This window comes from Ochrobactrum teleogrylli (genome assembly GCF_006376685.1).
In the GTDB taxonomy this organism is placed as follows: Bacteria; Pseudomonadota; Alphaproteobacteria; order Rhizobiales; family Rhizobiaceae; genus Brucella; species Brucella teleogrylli.
Genome location: NZ_VEWL01000008.1, coordinates 150,014 through 172,287, shown reverse-complemented (window position 1 = coordinate 172,287; position 22,274 = coordinate 150,014). Strand labels below are relative to the sequence as shown.

Genomic DNA, 22,274 nt, shown 5'->3' with positions numbered 1-22,274 from the left:
TTATAATCATGAGGCCCCTGACGGAAAAATCGTTGGGGGTCATTTTATATTTGCATTACCACATAGTGGAGCAATGCTCTATTTTTGATCGCTATTTTTAGTGAGGCCTGTCCGCCTTGCCAGCTCTGCTATCGGCTTCGAATTGTTATGCTTCCTACCAATAAAAGAAGAGACAAGGGCGAGGGCAATCCTGTTGGATGCAATCTCGCCGGTGTGAATTATCGCGCGAGAAATAGGACAAACATTGTGCGGGCTGATCCCATAGACGAGCAAAAGCCCGTGCCGTGGCAACGAGTTCTCCTGTTACAAGGACCGGTTGGGCCTGCGTTCCGCCTGCTTCGGAGATATCTGACGCAATTACGCTATCATTGCATTCAAGTGTTGTTCAATCCGGGTGATCGGCTATTTGCCGGGCGACGGAACGGCACACTCGTTTACACGGGCGGTATACATGGTCTCGAAAACTGGCTGTTCGTTCAGGCGAGCACACAGAAAATCACACACATGGTTCTCTTCGGTTCAGAACGTCCGGTTCACATCATCGCGCGCCGAGTGGCCGCGCAACTGAGCATAGTCGTGATATCTCTTGAAGAAGGATATATCCGCCCCGGTGCGATCACACTGGAATTCGGAGCAAACAACGCCTTTTCTCCAATTGCCGGGCAGCTTCCGCCGCGCAGCTTCCGAATTGATCGTGAAGATACTTACCCTGACAATCGGGGTCATTTCTCCGCTATGTGTATCTATGGTGGGCTATATTACGCGTCTGTCGCGCTTTTTGCGAAACGCAGACAACGGCAGCTTTTGCACCGTGATATCGGCATTCTCCGTGAGTTGCCCCACTGGGTCAAAAATTTCCACCGTTGGTTTTGGGGGCAATCGAAGAATAGCGCAATCATCGAACGCCTGCTGGAGCACAGTGTCGGTCAATATTTTGTGGTGGCTTTGCAGGTTTCACAGGATACCCAGTTGAAACGCTCCGCCCGAGGGTGGAACAATGCGCGTCTGATAACTGAAGTGCTTGATAGTTTTGCGGCATCGGCTCCGCAACATCTGCGGCTGGTTTTCAAAATACATCCGTTGGAGCGCGGTTATGACAATGATCGCAAGCTGATAGACGAATTGTCGGTTAATCTCGGCATCAGGCATCGGGTCGATATTGTGGATGTGGGCTCTATCGGTTCTCTGACACGCCATTCAGCAGGCATGATCACTATCAATAGCACATCCGGGTTTTCGGCCATCCATCACGGCGTTCCCCTGCTGGTGATTGGCGAGGCCGTTTATGCAAATCAAAGAATTGCCACTTGTGCATTCGGAACGCCCGACTTTGATGCCTTTTGGAAAGGCGGGCTGATTGCTTCCGCGCGGCTTCGAAAACGCTACATTGCATGGATTAGAAAGCGCTGTTTGCGACCGGGCGACTTTTTTACCGCACGCGGAATAGCAGCAAGTTACAAGGCAATCATTGATGCAATCAACACATCGGCTGTGCCGCATGACGACATGAGGAGTGCAGCGTGATGATCAAGACTGCGCCTCTCATTTTTGCTGCGATCGCTATTCCTGGCTTGTTAGGGTGTACCGCTGTTCCTGGCAGCGGTCCATTAACTTCGACCGTGAAAACCGAAACGACGAATAGAACGAACGGTAGCAACTATGCTGTCGTGCCGCTCGATACCACCATCCTGTCGGTCTTGAGAAATTACCGTTTCAGCGGCATTCCGGAGAGTTTCAAAGGCAAACTGGGCAACCGCCAATCCATGACCATCGGTGCGGGTGACGGGCTTGCCGTGAATATCTGGGAGGCCGCCCCTGACGGGTTGTTTTCGACGGCGGAGCGGAAAAGCGCCACCCTTCAACTGATTGTCGACGAACGCGGAATGGTATTCATTCCCTATGTCGGTCAAGTGCATGCTACGGGCCTGACGACCGAAGCGCTGCGCAAATCGATTGAGGCGGGTTTGAAAGGAAAGGCGGTTGAGCCGCAGATACAGGTCCTTGTCAGTGAAAACCGAAGCAAGGTGCTGATTGTGGTGGGAGATGTGACCAGTCCCGGTCCATTTCCGGTGCCGCTGCGAGGGTTGAAACTTCTGGATGCGGTCGCGCTTGCAGGCGGAACCCGAAAAGCGATGTTTGAAAGTACGGCGACAGTGACCCGTGGTTCGACCAGTGCGACCCTGCGACTGGAAGATGCTGTCAGCCATCCGAGCGAAAACATCTGGCTTGCATCGGGGGACAATATAACCGTAACGCACCAGCCACGCAGCTTTTCAGCCTTTGGCGCGGTGAAGAGCAGTCAACTTGTTCCGTTTCCCACAGAAAAGCTCGTTCTATCTGAAGCACTGGCGCAAGTCGGAGGGCTGAGTGACCGATCAGCCGATGCGGGTGGTGTCTTTATCTTCAGGTTCGAACCGCACGATCTTGTGCAACAACTGATAGGTAAGCGCGCCGACCATTTGCCCACGGACGATACGCGACGCTTGCCAGTTATATACAGGCTTGATTTCAACAAGCCGGAATCCTTCTTCCTTTCCCAATCATTTCAGATACGGGACAAGGATGTTCTCTATGTCGCAAACCATCCTGCTGCGGAGTTGAGCAAGTTTCTAACGCTGATCGTCTCACCGCTTCTCGGTGTCACTCGAACGGCTGAGGCGCTTTGAAACACGCGCCCGTCAGGCAGGCATAAACAAACTTAAGAGAAAACAAAGCGCTTCCACAATCCGGTTTCGTACGGAAACGCTCCGACAATCTATGTGGGGGCTCATGAAGGTACTAACAGTCTTCGGTACGCGGCCGGAAGCGATCAAGATGGCGCCGGTCGTGCGACGTCTTTCAAACACCGAGGGATTTCAAGCGCGGTTATGTGTTACCGCCCAGCACAGGCAGATGCTGGATCAGGTGCTTCAGCTTTTTGAGCTGACGCCGGACTACGATCTCGACATCATGAAGCCGGGCCAGACGCTTGGCGACATCACCAGCGCCATTCTGCATGGCATGGACGCTGTATTCGAAGATTTTGCCCCTGATATTATTCTGGTACACGGCGATACGTCCACCACCTTCGGTGCAAGTCTGGCTGCCTATTTCCACCGCACGCCCATCGGGCATGTCGAAGCCGGTTTGCGCACTGGCAATCTCTATTCTCCTTGGCCGGAGGAGGCCAATCGCAAACTGACCGGCGCATTGGCCGCACTTCATTTTGCACCGACCGAAAGCGCGCGAACAAATCTTTTGCTGGAGGGTATTCCGGCGCGAACAATCGCGGTTACAGGCAATACCGTGATTGACGCGCTCGTCCATACCGAGCAGCTATTTGGCAGGGATGCCGAGCTGGAAGGCACAATGCGCCAGCGCTTCGATTTCCTGCGGTCAGAGGCGCAACTGGTCCTCATAACCGGCCACCGACGTGAAAACTTCGGTACGGGTTTTGAGAACATATGCGAGGCCATATGCGATCTGGCCCGACATTTCCCGGACGTGGATTTTGTCTATCCGGTGCATCTGAACCCCAGCGTTCGGGAGCCGGTTGGGCGGCTTCTTTGCGGGATTTCAAACATTTATCTGATCGAGCCGCAGGACTATCTCCCATTTGTCTGGCTGATGAAGCGATCATACCTGATATTGACGGATTCCGGTGGCGTACAGGAAGAAGCGCCGACTTTCGGCAAGCCGGTTCTGGTGATGCGCGAGACAACCGAGCGGCCCGAGGCAATAGCTGCGGGAACTGCCAGACTGGTCGGCGCAGAGCGAGACCGCATTTTCAACGGCGTTAGTCAGCTTCTGCTTGATCCAGTCGCCCACGCCCAAATGGCAACCGCCCAGAACCCCTATGGCGACGGACTGGCGGCTGCAGAGATCGTCAAAACCCTTCAAGCATTCTCGACTGGTCTTGGTCGCAAACATGCCTCCGCATTGCTTTCCTGACAGGACCACTTTCATGCAGCGTTCTTTTGCCTATGAAACCCTATGTGTAATCGGCCTTGGTTACATTGGACTCCCCACTGCCACAGTCTTTGCCCAACATGGGCTCAAGGTACAAGGGGTGGATGTCAATGCAACCGTGGTCGCGACGATCAATAGGGGGGAGGTGCATATTGTCGAGCCCGGTCTGGAAAAATGCGTCAAACAAGTGGTGCTGAACGGAAACCTTCGAGCGTCAACTTTGGCTGATCCCGCCGATGCATTTCTGATTGCTGTGCCAACGCCTTTCAAAGGGTCTGATCACGAGCCGGACTTGTCTTATATCGAAGCCGCTGCGCGGGCAATTGCACCTGTTTTGAAGGCTGGCGATTTGGTCGTTCTGGAGTCGACTTCACCAGTTGGTGCAACACAAAAGATGGCGGACTGGCTGGCGGAATCTCGACCCGATTTGACCTTCCCACAGGATGCGGCTGAAGCTTCCGACATCAGGATTGCCCATTGCCCGGAACGGGTTCTGCCCGGCAAAGTTCTGGATGAACTTGTACATAACGACCGCATTATCGGCGGAATGACACCGCTATGTGCGGCGGCTGCGCAAGCGCTCTATGAGGTGTGTGTGACAGGTGAATGCATCGCCACGGATGTGCGCACCGCCGAAATGTGCAAGCTCGCCGAAAATGCGTTTCGCGACGTGAACATTGCATATGCAAACGAGCTTTCGCTGATTTGCGACCGAAGCGGGATCGATGTCTGGGAACTGATCCGTCTGGCGAACCGTCACCCGCGTGTCGATATTCTCCGGCCCGGTGCGGGCGTCGGAGGGCATTGCATTGCCGTCGATCCCTGGTTCATCGTCGCAGGGGCGCCAGATTTGGCGCAGGTTGTGCGCACGGCGCGCAATGTGAACAACGCAAAGCCCGAATGGGTCCTGCAAAAACTGCGCATCGCAGCTGAGCACTTTGAACTGGCCCATGAGGGACGAAAGCCCATCATCGCCGTATGTGGCCTTTCCTTCAAACCTGACATCGACGATCTGCGCGAAAGCCCGGCGCTGGAAATAGCGGTTGCACTTCAGGAAGAGTTCGACGCGCAGGTGATGGTCGTCGAACCCAATATTGAAGAGCTTCCGCCGCGCCTGTCAGCGGCCCGACTGGTGGACATTGCTGTGGCAATGGAAGAAGCCGACATATTGCTCGTTCTGGTCGGGCACCGGTCGTTCCAATACCTCGCGGACCATCCTCTTCGCCCTAACCAGAGCATCATTGATGTGGTGGGATTGCTGGCGAACAAGCGAACCGCCTTGCACGATAATGCGCTTTTGAACTTGATCGAAGGCTGAACACGACATGTCCCTTCCATCGTCAGATGCTGCTGAACAAACCACGGTCAACGAGCTTCCTGCCGGCAAGCCGTTGCCCGACCTGCATGATCGCATCACCGAAGCCTATCTCGGGCAGCTGGGAAAAGATTTTGCCCAGTCCACGCGGGAGCGCATCCATTGGATATGTGCCCGCGCCATGGGCATGCGTATTCTTGACGTCGGCTGCAGCCAGGGGATCACATCGATCCTGTTGGGGCGGGAAAGACGGTCCGTCGTCGCTCTGGATATCTCCAAGAGAGCCATCGACGAGGCGCGGCAGTTCATCTCGCACGAACCGGCGCATGTGCAGAACAGCGTCAAATTCGTTCATGGCGATTTTATCGGCGCGGATTTCGGAGCCGAAACATTCGACACCGTCATCATGAGCGAAGTGCTGGAGCATCTGACGAAGCCGGAGGAATTCGTCGGTGCCGCCGCCCGCCTTCTCAATGAATGCGGAACCGTCATCGTCACCGTGCCCTTTGGCGTCAATGACTGGCCGGACCACAAACATACATTCTATCTGCTCGAACCGTGGCGTCTGCTGGTTGCCTATTTCATAATCGAGGAAGTGAAATTCTTCGGTAAGTGGATCGGTTTTGTTGGCCGAAAGCGCCAAGAGCAGCTTTTGCTGGACGAAGTGCCATCGGTGGCTTTGCTTGCAGAGGTGGAGCAGGCCTTCCAGTATGTCGAACGCGATCTGATTGCAAAATCAGGGACCTTGTCCTCCAAGATCAGCAAGTTGAAGGCGCGACTTCAATCCGCCAATGAACAGAATGCTACCCTGATAGACACAATTTCCCAGGCAGAGATAATCCAACTGCTTGCTGAGGAGCGTGTTGCGACGCTTAGCGCCGAGATCGATTTTCACCGAAGCAAGGACGCCGAAATAGCCGACAGTGTTGATGTGTTGGAAGACAGTTTGCAGAAAGCAAAACTGGAGAAAGCGGCATCCGCGCAGGACATTACGCGCCTCAAGGCAGAACATGCAGCCCTTGAAACTCTGACTGAACGTTTCAGGCGCGAAGCGGAAGGACTCGCCACAACGCTTGAGAGCGAGCGCCGAGAACGGCTTGTGGCAGAGAAAAAAGTGGTCCTCGCCGAAGGTCGCCTTGAAGCGGTCGAGACCTTGCTGAAGGAAGCAAACGAACGGCTGGCCGCTCAGACAAGCGAGGCCAATATCGCCGCAAGCCGGTTGAAACAGCTTCGCGCTGAGCGGGACGATCAGGATCAGGAAATCGCCCGCCTTTCGGGAGAGTTGAAAGATGCTCTGGCTGCGGTCAGTCAAGGAAAAGCCGAACTGGAGCTCTTCGCAAAACTACAGGAAAGCGAACGATTCCAGCGCCGGGTTCTTGAATGCAAAATCAGTGAGCTACAAATTGATCTTACCGAAAAGGATGAGAAGATCGCATCGCTGACATCCAGTCTAATGGATGCGGAACACGATCTTGTTCGATTGCGTACGGATGCGGTACAGCGGAAGCTTGTCCACGACCAGACTCAAAAAGAGCTGGAGGCCGAAAAGGACCTCCATAAGGAGACATTCGGCAAGCTGGAGGCCGCGCAACTGGATATGCGCAGCGCCGGTATCCGCAATGATGAATTGCAGCGGCAGGTGCAGCGCTCCAGCGCCCACATCATGAGTTTGCAAAATAAGGTTGAAACCGCAGAGCGAGCTCGTGTCCTGGCGGAAGCGAAAGCCTTGCGAACGCGCAATATGATTTCGTTTCAGCTTGGCTATGCGCTCATCCAGGCCAGTAAATCGTGGCAAGGCCTTGTTCTCCTGCCGCAGCGCCTTCGGGATATATCGAAAGACGCAAAGCGCCGGACCAAGGGTGAAGCCAAAACGGCCCGTTTGGTTCCCGCAGCCCCTAAATTGCCGTCGATTACCTTTGATAAGGCAGGCTACAGCGCTCAACAACTTAAGGCCCTGAAAATTGCCTGCATCATGGACGACTTCACCTATGCATCCTATGAGCATGAAGCGGTCCTCATGCAGTTGACACCGGATGAATGGCGTGAACAGTTGGATACGTTTCAGCCCGAAATTCTGTTTGTGGAATCCGCATGGCGCGGAAAAGATGGGCTTTGGGGCAATCAGGTCGGGCATCGCAGCAATCAACTGGTCGAGCTGGTGGAATGGTGCAGACAACAACACATACCCACCGTCTTCTGGAACAAGGAAGACCCTGTCCATTACGAGACCTTTCTGAACACCGCTGTGCTGTTCGATCACGTTCTCACGACGGATATCGATTGCATTGGCCGCTATAAGGCAGCGCTTGGGCATGATAATGTCTGGCTCCTGCCTTTTGCTTGTCCGACTGCCCGGTTCAATCCAATTGAAACCTATGCGAGAGAGCAGGCGTTCTCATTTGCAGGGGCTTATTATGCCCGTTATCCGGAACGCAACGGAGACTTGGCCAGTGTCATTTCGGCGCTTGCCGAAAATCATAAGGTCGCAATCTATGACCGCAATTACGGTCAGGATGATCCGCGATATCAGTTCCCACCCGAATTTCAGCCATTCATTGTTGGGCATCTCCCCTATGATCAGATCGAAAGAGCCTATAAGGCCTACACCCATGCCATCAACATGAACTCGATCAAGCAGTCACAAAGCATGTTTGCGCGGCGCGGTTTCGAACTGCTTGGCAGCAACACAATAACGATCAGCAATTTTTCACGTGGCGTGCGCAATCTTTTCGGCGAACTGGTTGTGTGCAGCGACAATGGTGCGGAAATCATCCGGCGGCTCGACAAAATTTCAGATGGAACGACGGAGCGAAAATTCCGGTTGGCGGGTCTTCGCAAGGTTATGAGCGAACACACCATGCAGGATCGTCTCGCTTACCTTGCCTCTAAGGCACTGAAAACCCAGCAGGCCCAACTCCTGCCGGATATTCTGGTGGTTGCCTATGCAAGCGACAGAGACGAATTCGACCTGATACTGGCGAATTTCCACCGTCAGGCATACCGACAAAAGCGCCTTATGGTCGTGACCAACGAATTTGAGGTCGAGTCCAAGGTGGATGATATCGTTCATGTGGTTGCGAGCGAACGTCTAAACCACGCGCAATTCGCATCGCTCACCGGCAGCGCACGCTATGTCGCGGGCATGGTTGCAGCGGATTATTACGGGCGCCATTACCTCACCGATCTTGCTCTGGCGACGCGCTATTTCGACGGTGAAGCTATCGGTAAACATGACCATTATTATTATGGGCAGGATTCCGCCGATGGGATCATACTGAACGACACCGGCCAGCGCTATCGTTGCGGTCATAAGGTGATGGCGAAGGCAGCCCTGATTGCGGTTTCGGTGATTGAGAGTGAAGCTGTTTGCGACTGGACGGTCAGCCTTCCCAAAAAGGTCGTCACCGTCGATCGCGCTCTGTTTATCGATGAATTCAATTATTGCGAAAACGGAGCATCGGTCAGCGCGGATAATTTGAAACAGGTTGACGATGGGAGTTTCGATACCGGGTTCGACATGGCGGCCATTATCGCAAGTGCCGAAGCGATCGAAGCTGATGCGATGCCGTTTGGATCAGACGCGGTGATTGGGGCTCCAGAACTTGCCAGTCTTTTCAAGACAACCGGTAGCGAATGTCTTGCACTCGCAGTTGAGGGCCAAAGCTGGCACATATCTTCAACGCTACCAGATGGAAAACATGAATATGTTTATGCCGCCAGGGAACTGGAGCCAGCAGCGCTTGGCTTTGCGGGTTCTGCAAAACTCCATCTGGAAACGACGCCGGGACTAAACGTGCAGTGTGTTCTGGTCTATCTGGATGCAAGGAAACAGAAGCTGAGCCATGAAATATTCCATGCGAACCAGAACGCCACTTGCACCTTGCCCGAAGGCGCAGCGCTTGTCCGTATCGGTTTGCGCCTTTACGGTCCCGGAACCACCGAAGTCAAAAGGCTCTTTAAAGGTCACAAAGCAATGGTGCCCGGTGCGCTGCTGGGAAAAGCGCGCCACCTCGTTTTGACCAATCATTATCCCCGCTATGACGATCTGTACCGGAACGGCTTCGTCCATAGCCGGGTGAAACACTATTTCAAACACGGTGTACCGGTCGATGTCTTTCGGTTTCAGCCGAACGCGGTTCTTGGCTATTACGAATTCGAAGATATTGACGTAACGACCGGTGGCGCTGAGGCGCTGGACAAGCTGATCGGGAACCGGCAGCTTGAAAGCATAGCCGTGCATTTTCTCGATCCGGCCATGTGGCAGGTGTTGGAACGTCATATTGATAAAGTCAGGGTAAATGTCTGGATTCACGGTGCCGAAATTCAGCCCTGGCATCGCCGGGAATTCAATTTCCGCAACGATATGGAGCGTCAGGCCGAGAAGGCTAAAAGCGAGCAAAGGTTGACGTTCTGGCGGAAGCTTTTGGCCAAGCAGCACGACAATCTGCACATCATCTTCGTATCGAAGAGTTTTTCCGAAGAGGTGATGGAGGATCTAGGGTTTCGTCTCGCAGAGTGGCGATATTCCATCATTCACAATCCGATTGACACAGAGCTTTTCGCCTATCGCAAGAAAGATATTTCTCATCGGCAGCGGATTTTGTCGATCAGAACTTATGCATCCAAGAAATACGCCAATGACCTATCCGTCGCAGCGATACTGGAGCTGCAGAAGGAGCCCTTCTTCTCGGCTCTCGAGTTTCGCCTGATCGGTGACGGGCAACTGTTTGATGAAGAGACATTGCCCTTGCAGGGTTTCAGGAACGTGTTTCTGGAAAAGCGCTTTGTTTCTCATACGGAAATTGTCGCAATTCAGGAGAATTATGGAGTTTTTCTGACGCCTACCCGGTGGGATTCACAGGGTGTTTCCCGCGATGAGGCCATGTCTTCCGGGCTCGTTCCGGTCACCACCGCAATATCGGCGATACCTGAATTTCTGGATGAAACCTGCGGCTATCTGGCCAAGCCGGAAGACTCTGCTGGATTGGCAGGGGCAATAGCCGACCTATACCAACATCCGCAGAAGTTCCTGGACATGTCGCGGGCTGCGGCCAAACGCGTCCGCAACCAAAGCAGTGCCAACGAGATCATACGCCGGGAATTGGCGCTTATCTGCCGCCTTGATGCAGAGGCGTTCGCATGAACTCGCCGCGCTCCATTTTCGCGAGCCTTAAGGTTGCCCTGATTGCGGACGAACCGACGCGCATCTGCCTTTCCCATGAGTGCCGGGTGATGAATCTCACCCCATGGAACAGCCTTTACATTTTTGACCATTGGAAGCCGGATCTTCTGTTGGTTGAATCCGCCTGGGAAGGATACCGGGGCAGCTGGAGATATGGCATTGCGTCTTATCCTGATCACCCGGAGCGCAGCAACGCCTTGCTGGACTGTGTGGTGGGCCGTGCGCGGGACGAGAGTATCCCGACTATATTTTGGAACCGCGAAGACGGCGTGCATTTCGACCGCTTCGTCGCTTCAGCGAGGCTGTTCGAGTATATCTTCACGGTCGACGAGAATACGCTTCCACTTTACCGCGTCGCACTAACGGACGCGGCAACGCTAGGTGTGCTGATGTTTGCAGCGCAACCAGCAATCCATTTTCCAGCACCAGCCGAACCGGTCCGGCGACTTGCTTTTGTCGGCAGTTATAGCCGACATATTCACGCCCAGCGCCGCCGCTGGCAGGACATGGCTTTTCAAACGGCGAACGATATCGGGCTGACAGTCTACAATCGCAATTCCAATCGACGGTCAGAACAGTATTGCTTTCCAAACGAGCCCTGGATTCGCGTCAGGAAGGCCATAACACATAGGCGCACCGCGAGTGTCTATCGCAGTTATGTTGCCAGCCTTAATGTCAATACGGTCGAAAATTCGCAAACGGCTTTCTCGCGGCGACTGGTGGAAATCATTGCAAGTGGTGGTCTCGCCGTGACCAATACCACCCCATCCGTTATGCGCCATTTTCGAAATTTCTGCGAAACAATCGATTCCGAGGATGAGGCGCGGGGATTGTTCGACAGGCTTGCAAGGGATGGCTGGTCACGTTCAGATCGCGAGCGCATGCGGGCGGGCGCGGACCATGTGCTACAGCATCATACCTGGCGGCATCGGCTTGGACAAATCATGGAGAGAGTGAGTTGATGGCCCCCTCCTTGAGAAGAGTAGGGCTCCTTTCCGTAAGGGCTTCGCGATTGCCAAATCTCGCCGCACTCCTCAATGGAGAACCGCACTATCTTCCGCTCAGCGGATTGCGAGATATCAATGTTATTGCAGGGTGGGGCAGGGGATTGCATGCGCGTGCTGCGAAGCAATTGGCCGCGTGTTGCGGTCTGCCTTACGTAACACTGGAAGACGGCTTTATACGCTCGGTTGAACGTAGCGAGCCGCCTTTGTCCATCGTGCAGGATGATTTAGGCATCTATTATGACGGGACGAAGCCAAGCCGCTTTGAACATTTGATTTCGAAGCCACTTTCGGCGCCCGAGGCGGCTCGCGCACAAAAACTTATCCAGTTATGGCGTCAAGGGCGCGTCTCTAAGTATAATTCGGCGCGTGAGTATGACGGCGATCTACCAGATCGCTATGTTCTTGTGGTGGATCAAGTATATAGAGACCGATCGGTGGCTTATGGCTGCGCCGGTGATCAAACGTTTCAGCATGTGCTCTTTGCAGCACTGAACGAAAACCCCGATTGCATGGTTCTGATCAAGACGCATCCAGATGTCTTTGCGCGCAGACGGAGAGGCTATTTCAGCGCTTCACGGCTTTTGGAAAATCCGCGTGTCTTGATGATTACGGAAAACTGCCACCCCGTTCGCCTGATTGAAAAATGTGAGCGGGTTTATACAGTTACATCCCAACTCGGTTTTGAGGCACTGATATGGGGCAAGAATGTCCGATGTTTCGGTATGCCTTTTTATGCGGGTTGGGGCCTCACGCAAGATGGGTTGCCGCGGCCGAGCAGACGACAGAAAGAAAGCATCGAACAACTCGTCCACGCGGCGCTGATCGACTATGCGCATTATGTCGATCCTGAGACCGGGCGAAGCTGTGACGTGGAGCGCGTCCTTGATTATATCGCATTTCAACGTCGCATGCGGGAACGGTTGCCCAAAAAACTTCACGCCATCGGGTTCAGTCGATGGAAGCAGCCGGTTCTTCGCCGTTTTACCGCTGGTGCTGAAATCGAATTTCATAGGACCGCGAGAACAGTTCCGGCCAATTCGCATATTCTTGTATGGGGAAATCAACGGGTTAGAGATGCGCCTGCACCGTCGTCCATCCGCCATGTTGAGGACGGCTTTCTTCGATCTGTGGGGTTAGGGGCGGAGCTGACACCTCCGCTCTCATGGGTGCTCGACGATGCAGGCATTTATTATGATGCAACGAAAGCATCTGGCCTCACGCGTACTCTGGAGAGCGTGGATGCAGATGAAAAACTTCTGCAGCGAGCCGCAGCATTGCGCAGCAGCATAGTTGCCGCCGGACTCACCAAGTACAATGTTCAGCGATCGGCGTGGCGTCGCCCCGATGGACCTTCACCCATCATTTTGGTGCCGGGGCAAGTCGAAAACGATGCATCGCTGCGATGCGGCGCTCCGTATATATCGACAAACATAGAATTGTTGAAAGCGGTGCGTCTATCGAGACCAGATGCCTATATTATCTATAAGCCCCATCCTGATGTAGCCGCTGGTTTGCGTGATGGAGGAACCAGTGGCGAACAGTTCAGCACCTACTGCGACGAAATCGTGAGGGATGCTGGAATGCCTCAACTGCTTGGCGCGGTTGACGAGGTCCACACAATAACGTCGCTCGCGGGGTTTGAAGCGCTGCTCAGAAACATTCCTGTCACCTGTTATGGACTGCCATTCTATTCCGGTTGGGGGCTTACTACTGATATCGTCCCTTACGCAAGGAAAAGACAGTTAAGCTTAGATGAACTTATTGCCGGAACCCTGATCCTTTATCCAGTATATGTGAGCCGCGTGACGGGGCATTATACAACGCCGGAGCGCGTCGTGCTGGAACTGGTCGCATGGCGCGATGAGCCTCCATGCCACGTTCCATTGTGGCGTCGTCTGTACAGGCTGGGTGTGCAGACACTAAGAGCCGCAAAGGCAAAGTCCTTATCTTTGAACTCGGTAAGGGTTTGCCACCGAGAGGTCACACGGTGGTAACGAAAATTGAGCGAAGCCCTCAATAGAGTTGTATCTCTCAAAGTACAGCAACCGTCTGCGGCGGGAGAAACTCCTATGGCTAAGCAAACCCGCCCCCAAAAGCGAAGGCGTCGCTTACTGGCGATTTCTTTCGTTCTATGCGTGATTATCCCTTCCATTCTCGGAGCGCTATACTTCACATTCATCGCTTCTGACCGTTATGTGGCGGGCGTTGGCTTCGCCGTCAGAAGCATGGATGCGGGTAGTGGTGGCGACTTTTTTGGGACATTCACCGGTATAGCAAATGCCGGAAGCACGACGTCGGATTCATACATTCTGCTCAAATATATCAAGAGCCGAAGCCTGGTCGAGAAGCTTGAAAAGGATTTTCCGTTGCGGTTGGCTTATGCTTCCGACGGTCCTGATATTATCTCGCATCTACGTCCACAGAGCGATATTGAACACGTCGTTGAATATTGGGGTGGGATGATCCAGACATCCTACGACAATATTTCGGGTGTCATCACGTTCAAAGTCAATGCTTTTACGCCGGACGACGCCAGGAAAGTAGCAGATCTGGTTTTGCGCTATTGTACGGATCTGGTGAACGAACTGTCGGAACGCGCAAGAACCGATGCTGTTTCTTTTGCCAATGGCGAGGTGGCTCATGCCGAAGAGCGACTTCGTAATGCTTTGGGGAAATTACGATCTTTTCGCGACGATGAACAATCGATCGACCCAACGCGAAGTGCCCAAGTCCAGATTGAGATTGTTGGAGGGTTGGAGAAGGAACTGGCTGACCGGCGGGCGAGAATTTCCGCACTTGTGGGAACCGTCGATGAGGGTTCACCGTCACTCAAAATCCTCAGACGTCAGACAGACGCGCTTGAGCAGGAAATAGCGGCAAAGAAGCTCGAAGCAACGAAAGGCGAGGGCAATAAAAGCCGGTCTTCCAACGCGTTATCTGGGCTTCTGGCCACCTATGAAACCCTCGAAGTCGAACGAAACTTTGCGCAACAAGCCTATGCTTCGGCGCTTTCGTCGCTGGAAAAGGCGCGTGTGGAAGCTGGCCGACAACAGCGCTATCTGGCGATCTATGAAGCGCCACTCCTGCCGGAATATCCGCTTTATCCCAAACGCTTTCTCAACAGTCTCCAGCTTGGCGCCATACTCACAATGCTGTGGGGGCTTGGTTCCCTCATAATCTATTCCATCAGGGATCATCTCTCGTGATGACACTGTTGCGGTTGCAGATACATGTGATGGGAGCGCTAGTTCTACGTGAGACGCGTGCCGCCCTTGGCGCCTCTCATATAGGCTATCTATGGGCAGTAATTGTCCCGTCCACCAGTATAGCGGTTCTGGTGGCCGTGTTTACTTTCGCAGGGCGAAATCCACCTTATGGATCGAGCTTTGCACTGTTCTTTGCAACAGGCGTTCTGACGCTGCAGTTCTTCAGCAAATTGTCGTCTTCATTGATGGTGGCGTTCGAAGCGAACAAAGCGCTCCTGACCTATCCGCCGATAAAAGAGCTTGATGTTTTGTCTGCTCGCGCCATGCTTGTAACAGCAACATATGCTGTTATTTTCATGGTGGTATTCTGGGGCATCATGGTTTGGGACGGCGGCGACATGCCGGCTCATCCGGGACGAACTATGGGAGCATTTGTTGCGACCGCGTCGTTGGGCACAGCTTTTGGCGTTGTGAACGCCGTCATTCTGTCGATGTGGGATTCGTGGCGCCACATTGAGAAGATTCTCACCAGCCCGCTTTTTTTCCTGTCAGGAATTTTCTACGTGCCGAGCCTGCTACCGACGGTGTTGATAGAATATTTATCCTGGAACCCCATCTTGCATGCAGTTGAATGGATGCGTGATGGTTTCTATCCAAACTATGACAGCACAGTTCTCGATCGCACCTATCTGATGAAAACCATCCTTGTCCTTATGGTGGCGGGCTTATCTGGCGAGCGGCTTTTCAGGAAAAGGAGAGCGGTTTGATTGATCTGATCAATGTCTCCAAATCCTATAAGACGAACGGGATAAGGAAAATCATTTTCGATGATCTTAGTTTTTCTTTTCCGGAGAACAGGAATGTCGCCATTGTCGGCCCCAACGGAGCCGGGAAGTCGACCTTGATACGGCTGATTGCCGGGACTGAATTGCCGGATCGAGGGCGCATTGTAAGGCGTGGTCGCGTATCGTGGCCGCTGGGGTTCTCAAGCGGATTCAATGGGGGAATGACGGGCCTCGAAAATATTCGTTTTGTTGCCCGGATATATGAACAAGATACGGAGGCGATGATCGACTATGTCAGCGATTTTTCCGAACTGGGTACTTCGCTTCATCTTCCGGTTAAAACATATTCCAGTGGAATGAAAGCGCGTCTGGCTTTCGGTATGAGTCTTGCGATAGATTTCGATTGCTATCTGATCGATGAAATTATCGCAGTGGGTGATGAACGTTTCAAGGCGAAATCCAAAGCGGCGCTTGACTCTAAAATCTCGCATGCACGGGTGATTATGGTTTCGCATTCAATATCGCAGATCACGCATTATTGTGATTGCGGAATTATCATCCGCGAGAGCCATATCGTCTATTATGATGATATCGCGACGCTGCGGACCAGCTTTGCAGAGGCTCGATCTTGAAAGCCGGCCCTTCCGGCCCGACTTTTGCTTCCGATGGCAAGTTGTTAGCTTGCCTTTTTTGTAATCAGCGTCAAAGCGCCATTTTCCGAAAGACTGGCTGCAATGACATCTTGTTCGTTCATGCCCTTCTTTTGTAGGGCGTCGCGCGCCTCGGGGAACGTCTTCACTGATGTGCGCAGTTTGGTGAGGTCATCGGCGCTGCGTTTATCGACAACGGCTTGAACCTCTTTCTGGCTTTCAGCCGGGAGTTCCTTGATATCTACCACAGATACAGTCTGTATGGTTGGGGCTGTTGAAGGTTGCTGAGCCGCTGGCGCTGAGTTGGCCGGAGGCTGTGGCGCCTGTTGCTGAGCCATTGCGGAAGGGGTCAGGGCGACGAGAGTTACGAATGCAAGCGATGCAATTCTTGGCATCATCTTTCCTTTCCAGAAATTCTGCTAGAGGCCATTTGGGCGACGAAGCCAGTGCACAGGTCGAATGTGACCGTAAAGAGTTTCTTTCGGGGCGATTCCGAGGTTAAACCATGGTTCGGCCAAGGCGCCCGCGTCTTAACAAATTATGTGGGCGACATTCATTGCGTCGTATTTGACCTGTATGTCATGACAAAAATTGCTATAACAGTTCAATCGACACTTTGTCATGATGGAGCCGGTAAGCCTATGTGGAAACCTGTATTGGAGCTGCGCAAAGGCGCAACCAAACACCGACTTCTAACAGAAAAAATTGTCGATGATATCGAGGGCGGTATTCTGCAACCGGCAGCACGGATGCCTACGCATCGCGAACTTGCGCATCAACTCGGACTTTCTGTGCAGACTGTCAGTATCAGCTATAAGGAAGCAGAACGACGCGGTTATCTGCGTGGTGAAGTTGGACGCGGAACTTACGTTTGCAATCGCGTCACCGAACGTGCGGACCGTTTCATGCTCGATCGTGATCCAAGCGGCACCGCTGATATGTCGATCATACGAGCTGTCTATACGGAGGCGCATGAGCGGGCTTCCAAACATTTGTTTGAACAATTGAGCCAAACGGAAAACGCCAGTTTCATGCGTCCATGTCGGCCAATCGCCGGGCTGGATCACCATCGCGCTGTTGCTCAGGAATGGCTGCGTAGCTTATCTGTTGATGTTGATCCGGGCCGTATCGTCATTACCAATGGAGCGGCACATGGCCTGTTTCTTGCGGTCGCGACAATTGTTCAGCCGGGCGAGGTGGTGCTGACGGAACGCTTGACCGACCATGGCATTATTGGGCTCGCAAATGTGCTGGGATTTACCCTGCGCGGCCTGCCAATCGACGAACAAGGTGTCATGCCGGATGCTTTTGAGATGGCGTGCAAAGCTGGTGATGTCCGCGCGCTCGTACTGATACCGACACTGGGCAATCCTACAAGTCATCTCATGTCTGCGCAACGGCGTATGGCGATCGCGGAAATCGCTGCAAGATACGATGTTTGTGTTATCGAAGACGAAGTTTACAAACCGATCCTCGAAGAACGGTTGCCTTCAATGCCGGAATTGCTGCCGGATTTGGGCTTCTTCGTAACAAGCTTCACGAAGACTGTTATGACGGGGCTTCGCACCGGTTATCTCGTTGTTCCATCGCAATATTCCATTCGTGTTGCATCGATTTTGCGCGTGACAAGCTGGAGCGGGGTCAATCTTCTGGGCGAGATGGCAAGCCGATGGATTGAGGATGGCACCGTCAAGGAACTCATCGAAATCCAACGGGGCGAATTGCGTACAAGACAGGCGCAGGTGAGTGACGTCTTGGGGCCTCTGATCGCAGGGAGTAACCCGTTGTCTCTGTGCGCCTGGCTCAAAATCCCGCGCCACTGGTCGGAAGACGGGTTGGTAAGAGCGCTGGCCAGTAAGGGGGTCGCAGTGACGCCATCCGATCCGTTTGTAGCCGGGGCCGACCGCGGCCAAGGGGGCATTCGAATTTGCCTTGGCGGACGGCTGTCACGCACAACCTTGCACAAGGCTCTTGAAACCATCCGTGAAACCGCTGCACAACTTCCACCAGTTTATGATGTTGGCGCTATAGCCTGACCCTAAAGGACAGACTGGAGAAACTCCTTGGTGCGCGCTTCTTTCGGTGCTTGAAATATCTGTTCGGGCGTGCCCTGTTCGCAGATGCGCCCTTTGTCGAAAAAGCACACACGATCAGAGACTTCTCGCGCAAAGCGCATTTCGTGGGTAACCAGCAGCATGGTGAGATCATGCTCCTGCGCAAGACTGCGGATGACTGACAACACCTCGCCAACAAGCTGCGGATCCAGCGCCGATGTCGGTTCATCAAACAGCAGGACACGCGGACGCATTGCCAGTGATCGTGCTATGGCAACACGCTGTTGCTGACCGCCCGATAATTGGGATGGATAGTGATCCTTCTTGTCCGAGAGGCCGACAAGAGAAAGCAGGTCCAGCGCGCGTGCTTCGGCTTCCGCACGTTTAAGACCAAGGACATGGACGGGCGCTTCGATGACGTTGCGCAATACGGACATGTGGGGGAAGAGATTGAAGCTCTGAAACACCATCCCGACATGCGATCTGATCTTCCGCAAATGTGCTTCGCTGGCATAAAACGGTTCTTTGCCGCCGGTCTCATGATAGGGCACGCCACCCAATTCCAGCGTGCCTTCCTGAAAGGGCTCAAGTGTCATGAGAATGCGCAGCACGGTAGATTTGCCGGATCCGGATGGGCCAATGAGCGTAACTTTTTCGCCTGTTGTGACCGAGAAATTGAACTGATCCAATACGGTCAGTGCTCCAAAGCGTTTGACGACGTTCTGAAAGCGAATGATTTCCTGCGTCATTTGAGAGCGATCCCGTTCTTTGGAAGTGTTCGTTCAAGCAGACGGATGGCTGCTGAACAGATGAGTGTTAAAATGAGGAAGATCAGGCCGACCATCGATAAAGGTACGAGATATTCAAAGGTACGGTCGCCGATAAGGTTGGCAAGATTGAGCATGTCGACGATGCTGACGACCGAGAGAACCGGCGTTTCCTTTAGCATCGAGACCAGATAGTTGCCCATGGCCGGAATGATCCGGGGAACCGCTTGCGGTATGACGATATCGCGATATGTCCTCCACGGCGTCAGATTGAGCGCGCGGGCCGCTTCCCATTGTCCACGAGGAATGGCCTCAATGCCGCCGCGATAAACTTCGGATGTATAGGCTGAGTATTGCAGGCCGAGCGCCAGAGCGCCGGTTAAAAATGCTGGCAAGACAATGCCATAGACTGGCAGTACGTAATAAAGAAAGAAGAGCTGCACCAAGAGCGGCGTATCCCTCAAGAACTCCACCACAACAGCCGTGGGCCAGGAAACGATTTTGTAACGGCTGCGCCGTAAAAGCGCAAAGACCAGTCCAAGCGCCAAGGCGATGGCAAAACCGGTTGCTGCAGCTTTCAGCGTTACGGTCAGACCGATAGCCAGGATCGGCAAGATCGATATGGCGAAGGACAGTGTGGACGTGGTGTCCCAGGCATAACCATAGATCATGCGAAACCTCCAGCCATGGTCTGGCGGCGAAGGCGTCGTTCCAGCCATCTTATTGCAGTCGCAAGCAAAAGAGCCATCGCGAAATAGCCAAGCAGTGTCAGGGAATAAATGGTCACGCTATCCAATGTCAGGTTGCGCAATCTTTGGGCCTGAAATGTCAGGTCGCTGATAGCGATCAGGGACGCAAGAGCGGTATCCTTGAGATTATGGATGGCGAGATTGCCAAATGCAGGCATCATCTCGACAATAGCCTGCGGCAAGACAATGTGGAACAGCGTGTGTTTTTTGCCAAAATTGAGCGCGCGTGCCGCTTCATGTTGGGCTTCTGGTACGGCCTGCAGCGCACCGCGCACGACCTCGGCACCGTAAGCACCGATATTCAGGCCAAGACCCATGACGCCCGTGGTGATTGGGTCAAAAGAAATGCCGATCAGCGGCAAGGCATAGTAGAGCCAGAACAGCTGTACCAGAAGCGACGTGCCCCGGAAGACTTCGATATAGACCACGGCGATCGCCGACAGGACTCGCCCGCCTGCAAAGCGCGCTATTCCCGCCGCAAACGCGAATATGGTGCCTATCACCATCGAGCTCAGAGCAAGTACGATGGTGACTTGGGCACCTTTGAAAAGGGCGGGTAAATATTCCGTCCAATGCATAGGGTCGTCTCCCGGGCAGAGAAACCCGCCGATATTATTGAGATCGGCGGGCGCTGATAAGCTTACTTTGCGTTGCACAGTGCTGCTGTGTCTACAGCGCGTGCAGCTTCTACGCTTTCTTCGCTAAGTCCATATGTTGTCAGGATTTTCTTGTAGTCGTCGGTCTTCTTGAATTCGATAAGCTCTTTGTTAAAAGCTTCAAAAAAGTCCTTGTCTTCAGGGCGGAAACTAAAGGCGCCGAAGCTTCGCGCAGATTTCCCGTCAACGACAGGGTCGGTGAATGGATGAGCCTGTTCCAGCTGAGGGGAGTTTTCGACAAGCTTTGCAACCGTCAATTCGGTTGCAGCATAAGCATCGGCTCGTCCTGTCTGTACGGTGGAGGGCGCATCGGCATTGCCCTGGATCATTACAATTTGGGATTCGTCAATCCCCATTCCATGCAGGAAATCGATTTGGTCGGCTCCCGATACGATGGCAACCTTCAGGGATGGGTCCTTCTTGATGTCGTCATAGGAGTGAATTTTTTTGGGGTTTCCTTTAGGCACCAGAAGACCTTCACCATAGCTGGAATTGGCAACGGTAAACTGCACCTGCTTGCATCGTTCCGGCAAGACATTCTGTTCGGCAGCGACGAATTCAAAACGCTTGGCTTTCAAGCCCGGGATAAGCGAGCCGAATGGCGTGACCGTCCAGTCGACTTCTTCAATGCCAAGCTTTTTGAAGATCGCTGCCGCCACGTCGGGGCCAATACCCTTCGCCGCCCCGCTTTCGTCCATGTAACCGTAGGGCATCTCGTTGGCGGTTGCGCCACGAACAAAGCCAGCGCTTTTCAGGTCGTCGACTGTGACGGCCTGAGATGGCAGGGTGAGGGCAATGGTTGCCGCCGCAGAAAGCAGGGTAGAAATCGTATAAAGTTTCATGCGCATTGTGTTCACTCCTCTTTGAAATTACCGGTTTGTTTTACTCCGGCTTATTGCTTCGGTAGCTCAATGGGTTTCGGTTAACGCACTACGGGTTCCTCGCAGATTGTGGCAATGACCGCGAGGCAGTCACCCATCTTGACGAGCCCCGGAAAGTGGCGGGCAGCCAGAACACCGTCGAGCTTGGCGCGGTGTTCCTGCGGTGCACTGCCGGTCCGCATTATGTTATGGACTCGGGCGATGAGGTCACCCTTCCGAATTTCGGAACCCAGATCGACGAGCGGTTCCAATAGGCCGTCTGTGTCTGCAAAGCCGAAACAATCCTCTGACGGCATATCGAGCCAGACCGTCGGCGACTGTTCAATCTCACCTTCCAGAATGCCGGAATGGCGCAAAAGGTTGCGCACGCCGCGTTTGGCAATGGCAGCCGTGCGGGCGGATATGGTTCCACCACCTGCGAGCTCGGTTGTCACAAAGACCTTCCCAGCTTCTTCCGCAGTGGTGTCATACATGCCCACCGCATCTATCTCGATCATGCGCATGGAATAGGGCGCGGAGAAGGCCTTGACTGCGGCAAAGCAGCGGCTTTCCTGTACCTTGTCGGGCAGAGCATGTGCAGCCGCATAGGGTAGGAAATCCAGCGTGCGCCCCCCTGAATGGAAGTCCAATACGATGTCGGCTTCTGGCATAAGATAGCGCGTGAAGTAGTCGGCGATTTTCTCCGTGACCGTACCGTCAGGACGGCCCGGAAAACTGCGATTGAGATTGCCCTTGTCGATTGGGGAGGTGCGGGTGCCCTTCTGAAAGGCTGGGAAATTCATCGCAGGAACGATGATGACGCGACCATTGATTTGCTCCGGCTTCAGACTTGCTGCGAGATCATAGAGCGCCACAGGCCCTTCATATTCGTCGCCGTGATTGGCGCCGGTCAGCAGTGCCGTCGGACCATCACCGTTGCGGATCACGCAGATTGGGATCATCACTGAGCCCCATGCGGAATCGTCCCGCGACCACGGCAGCCGCAAATGGCCATGCTGGATTCCATCCCGCGTAAGATCGACAGTGGGTGTGATCGGGGAGGGGCGTGGAGGTGGCGTTGTGTGTATCATGAAA

Annotated in this window: 17 protein-coding genes; 11 read left to right on the top strand and 6 right to left on the bottom strand. The window is 53.7% G+C overall.

Annotation, left to right across the window (positions count from 1 at the left end; all coding sequences use genetic code 11):
* Positions 1–147 precede the first annotated feature (147 nt).
* The 10 genes from FIC94_RS14240 to FIC94_RS14195 all read left to right on the top strand — a co-directional run bounded on the left by FIC94_RS14240 (position 148) and on the right by FIC94_RS14195 (position 16,075).
* Positions 148–1,524 (top strand): capsular polysaccharide export protein, LipB/KpsS family, encoded by a 1,377-nt coding sequence (locus FIC94_RS14240; protein ID WP_140025320.1) that lies wholly within the window; start codon positions 148–150, stop codon positions 1,522–1,524.
* Positions 1,524–2,666: a polysaccharide biosynthesis/export family protein gene (locus FIC94_RS14235; RefSeq protein WP_235892017.1), complete on the top strand. Its 1,143-nt coding sequence runs from the start codon at positions 1,524–1,526 to the stop codon at positions 2,664–2,666. The genes FIC94_RS14240 and FIC94_RS14235 overlap by 1 nt, the downstream gene beginning before the upstream one ends.
* 103 nt (positions 2,667–2,769) lie before the next feature.
* Positions 2,770–3,930: a non-hydrolyzing UDP-N-acetylglucosamine 2-epimerase gene (wecB, locus tag FIC94_RS14230; RefSeq protein WP_140025318.1), complete on the top strand. Its 1,161-nt coding sequence runs from the start codon at positions 2,770–2,772 to the stop codon at positions 3,928–3,930.
* A complete protein-coding gene (gene wecC / locus FIC94_RS14225) occupies positions 3,836–5,266 on the top strand; it encodes a UDP-N-acetyl-D-mannosamine dehydrogenase (RefSeq protein ID WP_328592138.1) in 1,431 nt (476 codons plus the stop codon). Before wecB ends, wecC begins: the two co-directional genes overlap by 95 nt.
* 7 nt (positions 5,267–5,273) lie before the next feature.
* Positions 5,274–10,406 (top strand): methyltransferase domain-containing protein, encoded by a 5,133-nt coding sequence (locus tag FIC94_RS14220; RefSeq protein ID WP_140025317.1) that lies wholly within the window; start codon positions 5,274–5,276, stop codon positions 10,404–10,406.
* Complete coding sequence (locus FIC94_RS14215; protein ID WP_140025316.1) at positions 10,403–11,407, top strand: CgeB family protein; 1,005 nt, start codon at positions 10,403–10,405, stop codon at positions 11,405–11,407. The genes FIC94_RS14220 and FIC94_RS14215 overlap by 4 nt, the downstream gene beginning before the upstream one ends.
* Positions 11,408–11,457: 50 nt before the next feature.
* A complete protein-coding gene (locus FIC94_RS14210; RefSeq protein ID WP_210237296.1) occupies positions 11,458–13,446 on the top strand; it encodes a capsule polysaccharide biogenesis protein in 1,989 nt (662 codons plus the stop codon).
* Positions 13,447–13,452: 6 nt separating this feature from the next.
* Positions 13,453–14,658, top strand: coding sequence for a KpsE/RkpR family capsule polysaccharide export protein (locus FIC94_RS14205; protein WP_140025314.1), 1,206 nt, complete (start codon positions 13,453–13,455; stop codon positions 14,656–14,658).
* Complete coding sequence (locus FIC94_RS14200; RefSeq protein WP_140025363.1) at positions 14,658–15,425, top strand: ABC transporter permease; 768 nt, start codon at positions 14,658–14,660, stop codon at positions 15,423–15,425. The genes FIC94_RS14205 and FIC94_RS14200 overlap by 1 nt, the downstream gene beginning before the upstream one ends.
* Complete coding sequence (locus FIC94_RS14195) at positions 15,422–16,075, top strand: ABC transporter ATP-binding protein (RefSeq protein ID WP_140025313.1); 654 nt, start codon at positions 15,422–15,424, stop codon at positions 16,073–16,075. The genes FIC94_RS14200 and FIC94_RS14195 overlap by 4 nt, the downstream gene beginning before the upstream one ends.
* A gap of 44 nt (positions 16,076–16,119) precedes the next feature.
* Here the strand turns inward: FIC94_RS14195 and FIC94_RS14190 are convergent, their stop codons facing one another.
* Complete coding sequence (locus FIC94_RS14190; protein ID WP_235892013.1) at positions 16,120–16,491, bottom strand: hypothetical protein; 372 nt, start codon at positions 16,489–16,491, stop codon at positions 16,120–16,122.
* 243 nt (positions 16,492–16,734) lie between these two features.
* Here FIC94_RS14190 and ehuR point away from each other — a divergent pair, with 243 nt between their 5' ends.
* A complete protein-coding gene (gene ehuR / locus FIC94_RS14185; RefSeq protein WP_140025361.1) occupies positions 16,735–18,129 on the top strand; it encodes a MocR-like ectoine utilization transcription factor EhuR in 1,395 nt (464 codons plus the stop codon).
* A 2-nt stretch (positions 18,130–18,131) separates the two neighbouring features.
* Here ehuR and ehuA read toward each other — a convergent pair whose 3' ends face one another.
* From ehuA to doeB, 5 genes are all read right to left on the bottom strand, one after another.
* Complete coding sequence (gene ehuA, locus FIC94_RS14180; protein WP_140025312.1) at positions 18,132–18,896, bottom strand: ectoine/hydroxyectoine ABC transporter ATP-binding protein EhuA; 765 nt, start codon at positions 18,894–18,896, stop codon at positions 18,132–18,134.
* The gene (gene ehuD / locus FIC94_RS14175; protein WP_140025311.1) at positions 18,893–19,585 is read right to left on the bottom strand and encodes an ectoine/hydroxyectoine ABC transporter permease subunit EhuD; all 693 of its coding nucleotides are present in this window, start codon (positions 19,583–19,585) and stop codon (positions 18,893–18,895) included. Before ehuD ends, ehuA begins: the two co-directional genes overlap by 4 nt.
* The gene (ehuC, locus tag FIC94_RS14170) at positions 19,582–20,241 is read right to left on the bottom strand and encodes an ectoine/hydroxyectoine ABC transporter permease subunit EhuC (protein WP_140025310.1); all 660 of its coding nucleotides are present in this window, start codon (positions 20,239–20,241) and stop codon (positions 19,582–19,584) included. Before ehuC ends, ehuD begins: the two co-directional genes overlap by 4 nt.
* A 62-nt stretch (positions 20,242–20,303) precedes the next feature.
* Positions 20,304–21,167, bottom strand: coding sequence for an ectoine/hydroxyectoine ABC transporter substrate-binding protein EhuB (gene ehuB, locus FIC94_RS14165; RefSeq protein ID WP_140025309.1), 864 nt, complete (start codon positions 21,165–21,167; stop codon positions 20,304–20,306).
* A gap of 74 nt (positions 21,168–21,241) precedes the next feature.
* Positions 21,242–22,270 carry a N(2)-acetyl-L-2,4-diaminobutanoate deacetylase DoeB gene (gene doeB / locus FIC94_RS14160; RefSeq protein ID WP_140025308.1) on the bottom strand — a complete coding sequence of 343 codons (1,029 nt, stop codon included), beginning with the start codon at positions 22,268–22,270 and terminating at the stop codon, positions 21,242–21,244.
* Positions 22,271–22,274: the final 4 nt, after the last annotated feature.